This window comes from Embleya sp. NPDC025285 (assembly GCF_055558835.1).
This window is the reverse complement of the sequence record NZ_JBVHLU010000040.1, coordinates 1-8,687: the sequence shown is the minus strand read 5'-3', so window position 1 is coordinate 8,687 and position 8,687 is coordinate 1. Positions and strand designations below refer to the sequence as shown.

The window sequence follows — 8,687 nt, the reverse complement described above, 5'->3', positions numbered from 1 at the left end:
AGGCAGAGGCGGAATGCGCCTCCGAGCCTTCTCGGGGTCCTGGATCCAGCGGTGAGCGGGCGCCGGCTGCCGAATCCCCACAGCCGCCCGCCACCCCCGTGCCCGACACCGGTCCGACGCGGCCGATTTCGGCTCCGGTGCCCACCACGAGCACGAGTCCGACTCCCACCGCGCCGGGTCGACACCGCGGCGCCGAGCCTCGGTCGACCGACATCGTGGCCGTGCCCCGACCGCTGTCCGCCGGCTCCGCCGCGTCGGTCTGGGGACTGGTACTGGCCGGCGGTGGGGCCAAGGGCGCCTATCAGGTCGGCGTATTGCGCCGACTGGCCGAGGAGGGCCTCGAACCGCGCGCGATCTCCGGTGCCAGCATCGGCGCCTTGAACGCGGCCGTGGTCGCCTCCTCGCCCTCGTTGGCCGAGGGGGCCGCTCGGCTGGCCGTGGTCTGGGAGGCCCTGGGGACGGCGTACCAGGCCGCCGAGAACGAGCGCGGCGCGGGCGTCGGCGCGGGCGTGCGGGCCGAACTCGCGCACGTCCCGGTGCCCGAGAACGCGTCCGGTCCACCGGCGGGTCTGCGCGAGCTCCACCGCCGCAGGCACAGTCCGATCCTGCGCACCGAGTTCCTGCGCGGACTGCTGGAACGTTGGGTGGATCCGGCGGCTCTCGGGCGCGGTCCGGACCTGTGGGTCTCGGTCTTCCCCGCGATGGCCGGCTGGTCCGGATTGGGGTGGCTGGTCGACCTCGGGCGCTCCGCCGCCGGTGCCTCCGCGACCTGGTTGCGCGTCCAGGACCTGGCCGAGCACGACATGCACGACGCGTTGTTGGCCAGTGCGGCGTTGCCGTTCGTCTTCCCGCCGCGCCGGGTCGCCGGCCGCGCCTACCGGGACGGCGGCCTCGGTGACAACGTGCCGCTGAACCCTTTGGCGGCGGACAGCGGTTGCACCAACGCCGTGGTCGTCCACCTGGGCAACGGCGTGGTCTGGAACGGCGCGGCCTATCCGGGATGTGCCCCGCTGGAGATCCGGCCCACCGACGACATCGTCGAGCACCCCGATCGACGACTGGGGAACCTGGGCGCGCTGTTGGACTTTCGACCCGCGCGCCTGTCGGAACTGCAACGACGCGGCTACCGCGACGCGGCCGCGCTCGTCGGCGCCACGCGCGCGATGCTCGATTGCGCCCACACGTTGCGCGGCTCGCTGAAGGAGGTGGACTCCGCACTCGCCGCGGCCCGAAACGCGTCGGAAGCCGAATCCGACCGGCCTCCCACACCGTGACCGGACGATGAGCCGACCTCGCCACGAGTCCATGACGGACGACCGCCGCGAGCTGCCCCGGGTCAGACGGGGGCGCCGAAAGCTGCCCCGCCGGGTACCGTTCGGCGTCGAGGCACACGCCTCACATCCCCTGCCCTTGTCCCCGTTCATGGGAGCACCGAGCTGTCTTTTCCTGCCGACGAAGCACGTTTGTCGTCACCGGATCGACGCGCAGGCCGCCGACCGAAGCAGTGTGGGCTCGGACCACACCCACGAACTCACCGCGTTCACCTTGGACAGCAGTTCGCCGGTGCGCGGGTGGCGAGCGGTGAGGTCCATCGCGGAGAACGCGCCGTCGTGGATGCGCCGGCCGAGGCGGTCGCGGTGCAGGACGTCGAGCACGTCGAGGATGAGCCCGGTGCCGCGTACGAGGCGGAACATCTCGGAGACGTGCACGGTGTCGCCCGGCTGGGCCGATGCCGGCAAAGGCTGAGCGGCCTCGGGGATGTGGGACGGCGTCGGTGCCTCCCGGCCGCGAACCTCATGTTCGGCAGCCATCCGGGGGGAAGTAGCTGGAGGTGATCCGGTAGATCCCGGGGCGCGAAGCGGTCAGTTGTATCCAGGGGCCGCTCGCGCGCAGGCAGGCGCCGTCGGAATACAGCCAATGCGAGTAGGTGGCACGCACGGTGACCGTTCCCGGGCGGGGCATCCTGAGCACGATGTCGGCGTCGCCGGCACGGAGCACTTCGGCGGGGGCGGTGGCCAGTGGCACGGCGTCCCGGACGCGGAAGACGGTCCAATAGGCGTCGTTCCAGACCGGCTCCAGCCAGGAGCCCAGGCGTCCGGACCGGATCAACGCGGCCTCGGTCCTGGCGTAGCCGTCCGGTGGGGCGTGCGGCAGGACGACGTAGCCGACCGCCCAATCGTTCAGCCACGCCCGATAGCGCGCCTCGTCGAGCTCCTCGGAGTAGAACAACCGGCCGCGCTCCATGTCGAGTTGGCGGTTCCAGCCGCGCACCGCCTGGAAATATCGGGCGAACACCCGAGCCTCGCGGTGCGAGCCGGTGGGGACCACTTCGACACGGCCGCGATAGGCGCCCAGCCGGTCCAACTCGGCGATGACCCCGGCGGTGTGCCGCGACCAGTCGGGCACCTCCGTATGCGCCTGCACATCTCGGACCGCCACCACCGCCGTCCAGATCACGCACATCGCCAGCCCCGCTGCACAGAAGCGCGAGCGGAAGGACACGTCACCACCGACTCGGAGCGAGAACCTCCCGGGCTGCGGGCCTCGCCGTCTCCGCTCGAACCAGATTGCCAGCAGCACGGGCGCGCCGAGAAGCGTGCCCAGGCGCTCGACGTTGGTGCCCACCGGCGAGGGAATCAGCCAGGTCAGCACCACACCGACGGCGTAGACCGCGCCACCGGCCCGCAGCTCGCGCCAGTCGCGCGGTGCCGTCAACGCCACCACGACGCCGGCCAGGACCGGCAGGATGATCCGCTCGGCTCCCATGGGCTGTTGGCCGTGGGACGGGAACAGCGCGCTCACCAACCCGCCGACCACACCCGTCGGCACGATCAGGGCCAGGCCTCTCGCCCACTGCCGGTCGAGCAGGAACCCCGCGCCCGCCACGAGAAGGAACAGACCGGCCACGGGGCTGAACAGCACGGTCAGCCCCGTCCCCACGACCCCCGCGACGAGCCGCCACACAGGTGTGTGCCGCCCCACGAGGACCAGCAAGGTGCCCAGCGCGCTTGCGACACCGAGAGCGAACGTGGCGCGGCCCGAGACCACGTTGGCCCACACCGCCAGCGCCCCGATCAGCGCCGGCCACGTCGGCACCCTCCGGGTGGTGCGCACCAACAGCGCGGCCAACAGCCAGGTCGAGGTCAACCCACTCAGGGCGGCGAGAGTGCGGACCCCGAGCAACGCCATCAACGGCGGCGAGAGGACGCTGTAGCTGCCGACGTCGATCCCGCCGAACCAGAACAGGCCGTACGGTGTACCCGGATGCCGTACGGCGAACTCCGCCCAGGAGTACTGAGCCGCGAGATCACCGCCACCGGTGGCCAGCAGGAGACCCCATCCCACATACAGGGGTAGTGCGAGCGCAACCGTCACATGACATATCCGCCACCGGGGCGGGGAGACATCGGACGGCTTCGCGGGCTCGGGGTCCCCGCCGCGACGCGCGCCGGTCGCCTGGCCCGGGCGGCCACCGCGCCGTTCGCCGGAGGCGGCGCCGACGACCGCCGTCACGATGCGTTCGCTCTCGCGTCCGAACGCCGACCGACGCGGGCATGGACCCCACCGCAGGCGGCGCAGTGGAGCGAAATGATTCCGGCCGTCGCCCCCGCGCGGCTCGCTCATGACAGGTTCCTCACAGGCACAAATGGGCTCCACAACCGCTCGACGGATGCGGAGCCTGCTCAGGCATCAGGATGACGCACGAAGACTAATGGCCAGGCGCGCCGTGTGGCGCTCGGGGGCGGACCGGGCTCGATCGAGGGGAGGCCGGCGGCCCTATGGTAGGACGGCGCAGGACACGGCGGGGGCAGCGAGTGTGAGCGCGAGGACTGGGTGGGACGTGGTGCCCTGCCGGCCCCCGGTCGGCCGCGCGGTGTCGTCCGCGGGCCGGCGGCGGGTTTCGCGTGTCAGGGCCGGGCGGCCGCGGTGCACCGGTGCCGCCGGAAGGGCGAAGGCCGGGATCCGCCGTGGTGTGGCACGTATCGGTGCTCCGGCCGTTTGCCCATGTCCGGGACGCCGGGACGCCGGGACCCGGCGTGGGCGATCCTTCAACGGCCGCCACCGTACAGTCGCGGCGCGATGCCCACTGGCCGGCGCGCCGATGTGCGGCACCCGACGACAAGGGAGACGACGTGGCGTTATGGAAAATGGCCGAGGTGGACCTGAAGTAACCGGAGCCGGCCTGTTGTCTCGGCCGCCACGGCCCCGCGGCACGCCGGCACCCCGCGGGGGAGCAGACCGGGGGAGTCGCCGGGCACACGGCTCCGATCCGGCCCGCCCGTCCGGGTCCGGCGTGTGCCGGACGTGGGTGCGTGCGGCCGATACGGTGTGACGTGGAACGGGGTGGGCCGGCCGTTGTCACGCGGTGGGGGCGAGGTTCACCCCTCGGTCCACAGCGCGTATCCGGTGCCGTCGACGGGGCAGCCGAAGCGGGCCCATTCGCCGGCGCGGATACCCTGATGGCCTCGGTTGGCGGTGAGGTGGCGACACCCGGACACCACGAGGCGATCGCCCTGTTCGAAGAAGACCTGGCCGCCCGAACCCGCGCCGTGGAGCCGGATCACGGCGACACCTGGGGTTCACGACACCATCTCGCCCCCTCTGACGGCGACCGGGTACCGGCGTTCCCGACGCTCGGGGAGTTCCCGCTCGCATGGTGTTCGGGGAGTGTCTTCCCGCTCTCAGGGTGTTCGGGGCCGGAGCACCCGGGGTGAAAAAACCACCCGGTCGGCGGTCGGTTTACGAGGTGTCGTCAAGGACCTGGCGCAGGTGGTGCGCGAACTCGTCCGGCTTCCCCGGATATCCGAACTCTCCGTCGCAGAACCCGCCGTGATGGCTCGGGAACACGGTCACCCGCTGCCCGAGGAGTTCGGCGGTCGCGACGGAGGTGCGTCCGGTCTCGCTCGGGCTGCCGGAGGACGGTGGCCCGCTGCCCCTGGGCCGACTCACGCCGGGTTGGTCCCACTGGGTCAACCGGGATCCCGCCGCGCCGTTCCCGCTCCGGGCGACCTGGGCCCGGGAGGGCGAGCCCTTCGTGGCGGACCACGACGAGCGCGTCGCCGACGTCTGCAACCACGGCTCCGTCGTGCTGGGCACCGACGATGAACTCTCCTACCGGCTGCTCGTCGTCAACGGGCCCCCACGGGGCAGGGTCTGGCTGCTGGTCGGCGAGACGGGCGCCTACCGGTATTCGGGGCCGGAAGCCTTCGGCCTCCCGGAATGGGTTCGACGCCGGCACGCCGGCGACGGCTGGTGGGACTGACCGCGACAGGGAGCCCGACGCGCCGAGAGGGCACCGGGCCCGAACACCTGGTGGGGATGCTGCCGCTGCCGACAGCGTCTGCACGATCTTCCCTGTCCGGTGTCCCTTCCCGGGCTTCGGGTTCAGGTTCCGCTCGACGGACCACATCACCGTGCACGAGGCCGCCGAAGTGATCGGCAATCGGAGGCCTACGCGAGTCGGCGAGCTGCGTCGCGCTCCGACGGTCACGTCGAGATCCGCCCCGCGCGGGCGACACCCGGCGCCACGCCATGCGGACGGGGCGCCCCGAACGGAGCGGACGAGCACCCGCCCCCCGGATCGCAGAGCCACCCGTTCGACGGACGGAAAACACGTCGATCACGTCGGACCGGTACCGCACAATGGCCCGCATGTTCCCCGATGACACCTACCTGTCGAAACTCGGACGACTCACGTACTCCCTGGCCCTGCTGGAGAGCACAGCCCTCGCGCACCTGACACAACTTGCGGGCCTGCCACCGGCGTTGACCGCCCGCAAACTCACCGGCAAGACCCTCGAGGCGATCGCGCGCGCCCTGACCGACCCGGCCAACCTCGCGAAGGTCACCGACCCCTCCACCCGAACGTACCTGGACGCGGCCGGCGAGGAACTCGCCGCCGCCGCCCGAGCCGGCCACGCCATCACCCACGCCCGCGCCGCCGAACCCGGCGAAGAGCCCCGTCTGCACCGGCGTCCAGACCACAGCACTGCCGGCACCGACATCACGACCACCTGGCTCGACCACGCCCAAGCCGAACTCGACGACGGGCTACGCCGCCTCGGCGAAGCGCGCCGCACCGCCGCCTGACGCCTGGCACGCTGGGGTCTCCGGGCGCGCGGTTCGCGCGGGTGCCCGGCGGCTGCACCCTCCTTCGCGGTGTGAGGCCACGACGTGCCGTCGCCCTTCCCGCTCCAGAGCCCGCGCCCTCGGTTGTGCCGGCCGAGCCGACCACGGCGAACGCTCCTCCGGACGGATATCGCTCCGCCCGGTGAGCATTGCGGTGAAGCCGCCCCGACACACGAGAGCACTCCTCACTCCGACTCGACTTCCTGGCGATTCGGCAGATTCTCGCGTCGAATCACGGTAGGATCGAGAGGGTCGGGGTCCCGTGTGGGAAAGGTCGGGCGGATGAGCGACGGAGAGCGGACACCGGACGGGGACGCCTCGGGTCGGATTGCGCGCGGTGCGGTCGGCCCGGGTCCGGGTCCGGCGTTCGGGGTGGAGGAGGTCCGCAGGCAGTGGGCGCGGGTGGTGGCCGACGCCGCAGACGGCATCCAGGTGGTGATCCACGCTCCCCACGGCGTGCGTGCGGTGTTGGGTCCGCCGACGCCGGATGTGTTGGCCGCGCAGGGGGAGTTGCCGGCGTTCACGATGACCGCGGCCCGGCAGGGCTTGGGCAACCTGGTGCGCGCGGCCGCGGCGGGTACCCCGCAACTGGTCTTGCGCTACCGCCGCGTCTACGCCCAGATCACCCACACCGCCACCACAACCAGCGGCGGGGGCACCGCCGTGCCGGCGACGCGGGCGATGCCCGGACCGGACGCCCCCGACGTCGCGCCCCCGCCACCCGCCGCTCCGATCACCCCTGCCGCTTCCTCGGGGGCGGGTCGTCGTGTGGCGGGGTTCGCGACGGCGCTGGGGGAGGCGACCACCGCCCGCCGCCGTGCGATCTCCTTCGGCCCCACAGCCTTGGACGAGGCCCTGGGCGGTGGCGCGTTGCCCGGCCGCCTGGTGCTGGTGGTCGGTGCGCCCGGAGCCGGCGCCGGATTGTTGGCGGCGGGCACGGTGTTGTCCGCGACCCTGGCCCCGGCCGACGACCCCGACCAGCCGAACGCGGTGCTCTCGTGCACGCCCGGCCGCCCCCGCGCCGACATCGCCGCCCGCCTGACCGCAGCCGCCGCCGGAGTCGACCACCGCAGGCTGCGTGCGGACACCCTCACCGAGATCGAACGCCACGCCGCCGACGCCGCGTCGGCGCGCCTGGCCGCCGGGGGACTGCTCCTGGACGACGGCGCCGACCTCACCCTGGATCTGCTCCGGGAAACCGCAGCGGATATCGCGGGCCTGCGCCTGGTCGCGGTGGACCCGCTCAACCACCTCCTCCCCGGCGCGGCCGGCGTTGCCGGTCCCGATATCCGCCATGGTGTGGCCGCGTTGCGCCGGTTGGCGGCGGATCTGGACGTGCCGGTGGTGGCCGTGTGGGAGACAGGTGTGGGCGAACCGCCGGAGATCGTCGCGGCGTTGGGCGAGGCGGACACCGTGGTGCATCTGACGCGTGAGGGTGAGCAGGCGTTCGCGATCGTCGCCGAACGCGACCTGGGCCCCATCGCCCAGGCGGCCCTGCACGCCGACCTCGCCCACGTCCGCTTCACCGACCCCCCACCGGCCTCGACCGCCTCGAACGGGACCGGCTCGGCCGGGCCGGACGATGCGGCGCCGGCCGACACCACCGAGCCCCCTGTCCCCGCTCCTCGTGAACGAGCCGAGGGCCGACAGGACCGACCCGCAGCCGGCCCACCGGCGACCTCACCCCGCACAACGACCACGCCCGACCGCGGGACCACCCACACCGCGTCCACCGCGTCGAAGCCGGCGCGCAGGGTCGTGGTGGACACCGACGAGGACCCCCTGCCCGGGGCGATCGCCGGCGCGGTCGCCGAGGAACTCGCCGCCGCCGAGGGAGACATCACCGCCGCGAGCGAGGCCTTGGCCCGCCGGGCGATCCCCGACGTGATGGAGCTCCTGCGCCTGTCGCGGGCCGGGTCCCGGTACGAGCACACGTGGTATCCGCCGTTGCCGGAGTTGTTGCGCAAGCGGAGCAAGGAGGAGTCGGACGCGGTGTGGGAGGCCCGCCCCAAGTGGCGCAACCGGCACCTGCCCCCGGGCGATCACGAGGTCACCGCCCTGGACATGAACGCCGCCTACCTGTCCGCGCTCAAGGCCCACCTGCCCATCGGCCCCCTCGAACACCGCGCAGGCCCCGACCTGGACGACTTCGACGGACCGCGCGGCCGCAAACGCCGCCGCGCCGGCATCTACCTCGTCGAGCCCCCGACGTGGGAGCACGACGATCTCCCGAACCCGCTCGGCGACCGGGACGAGCCCGGCCCGCTGTGGATCACCGACCCCACCCTGCGACTCCTCCTGCGCTGCGCGTCGCCCGCGTACGGCACCCTGTGCGAGGAACCGCAGATCCTCGAGTCCTGGACGGCGGTGGCGACCGAGAACCTCCTGGAGCGGTTGCGGACCGCGTTGCGCGACGCCCGCGACGCGGCGATCGCCGAAGGCGACGACGTGACGTTGGACTACGTGAAGCAGATGTACGCCAAGCTGGTGTCCACGATGGGTGGTTCGAACTACAACCGGGAGATCAACCGCCCGGACTGGATGCACATCATCCGCTC

At 72.7% G+C, this 8,687-nt stretch carries 7 protein-coding genes and 1 pseudogene; 4 read left to right on the top strand and 4 right to left on the bottom strand.

What is annotated here, in order from left to right:
• Positions 1–221: 221 nt before the first annotated feature.
• Complete coding sequence (locus tag ACZ4FV_RS25810; protein WP_465323313.1) at positions 222–1,274, top strand: patatin-like phospholipase family protein; 1,053 nt, start codon at positions 222–224, stop codon at positions 1,272–1,274.
• Between the two features lie 195 nt (positions 1,275–1,469).
• Here the strand turns inward: ACZ4FV_RS25810 and ACZ4FV_RS25805 are convergent, their stop codons facing one another.
• From ACZ4FV_RS25805 to ACZ4FV_RS25790, 4 genes and pseudogenes are all read right to left on the bottom strand, one after another.
• The gene (locus ACZ4FV_RS25805) at positions 1,470–1,811 is read right to left on the bottom strand and encodes a hypothetical protein (protein ID WP_465323312.1); all 342 of its coding nucleotides are present in this window, start codon (positions 1,809–1,811) and stop codon (positions 1,470–1,472) included.
• Positions 1,795–3,375 (bottom strand): hypothetical protein, encoded by a 1,581-nt coding sequence (locus tag ACZ4FV_RS25800; RefSeq protein ID WP_465323311.1) that lies wholly within the window; start codon positions 3,373–3,375, stop codon positions 1,795–1,797. Before ACZ4FV_RS25800 ends, ACZ4FV_RS25805 begins: the two co-directional genes overlap by 17 nt.
• A gap of 1,004 nt (positions 3,376–4,379) precedes the next feature.
• Positions 4,380–4,565 (bottom strand): hypothetical protein, encoded by a 186-nt coding sequence (locus ACZ4FV_RS25795; protein WP_465323310.1) that lies wholly within the window; start codon positions 4,563–4,565, stop codon positions 4,380–4,382.
• Positions 4,566–4,740: 175 nt separating this feature from the next.
• Positions 4,741–4,902, bottom strand: a pseudogene (locus ACZ4FV_RS25790) (alpha/beta fold hydrolase); the annotation flags it as partial.
• Positions 4,903–5,035: 133 nt separating this feature from the next.
• Here ACZ4FV_RS25790 and ACZ4FV_RS25785 point away from each other — a divergent pair.
• The 3 genes from ACZ4FV_RS25785 to ACZ4FV_RS25775 form a co-directional block, all read left to right on the top strand.
• Complete coding sequence (locus tag ACZ4FV_RS25785; protein ID WP_465323309.1) at positions 5,036–5,263, top strand: hypothetical protein; 228 nt, start codon at positions 5,036–5,038, stop codon at positions 5,261–5,263.
• Positions 5,264–5,652: 389 nt separating this feature from the next.
• Positions 5,653–6,090 carry a hypothetical protein gene (locus tag ACZ4FV_RS25780; RefSeq protein ID WP_395861699.1) on the top strand — a complete coding sequence of 146 codons (438 nt, stop codon included), beginning with the start codon at positions 5,653–5,655 and terminating at the stop codon, positions 6,088–6,090.
• A 321-nt stretch (positions 6,091–6,411) separates the two neighbouring features.
• Positions 6,412–8,687: DnaB-like helicase C-terminal domain-containing protein (locus ACZ4FV_RS25775; protein WP_465323308.1), on the top strand; the 2,276-nt coding region annotated here is incomplete at its 3' end.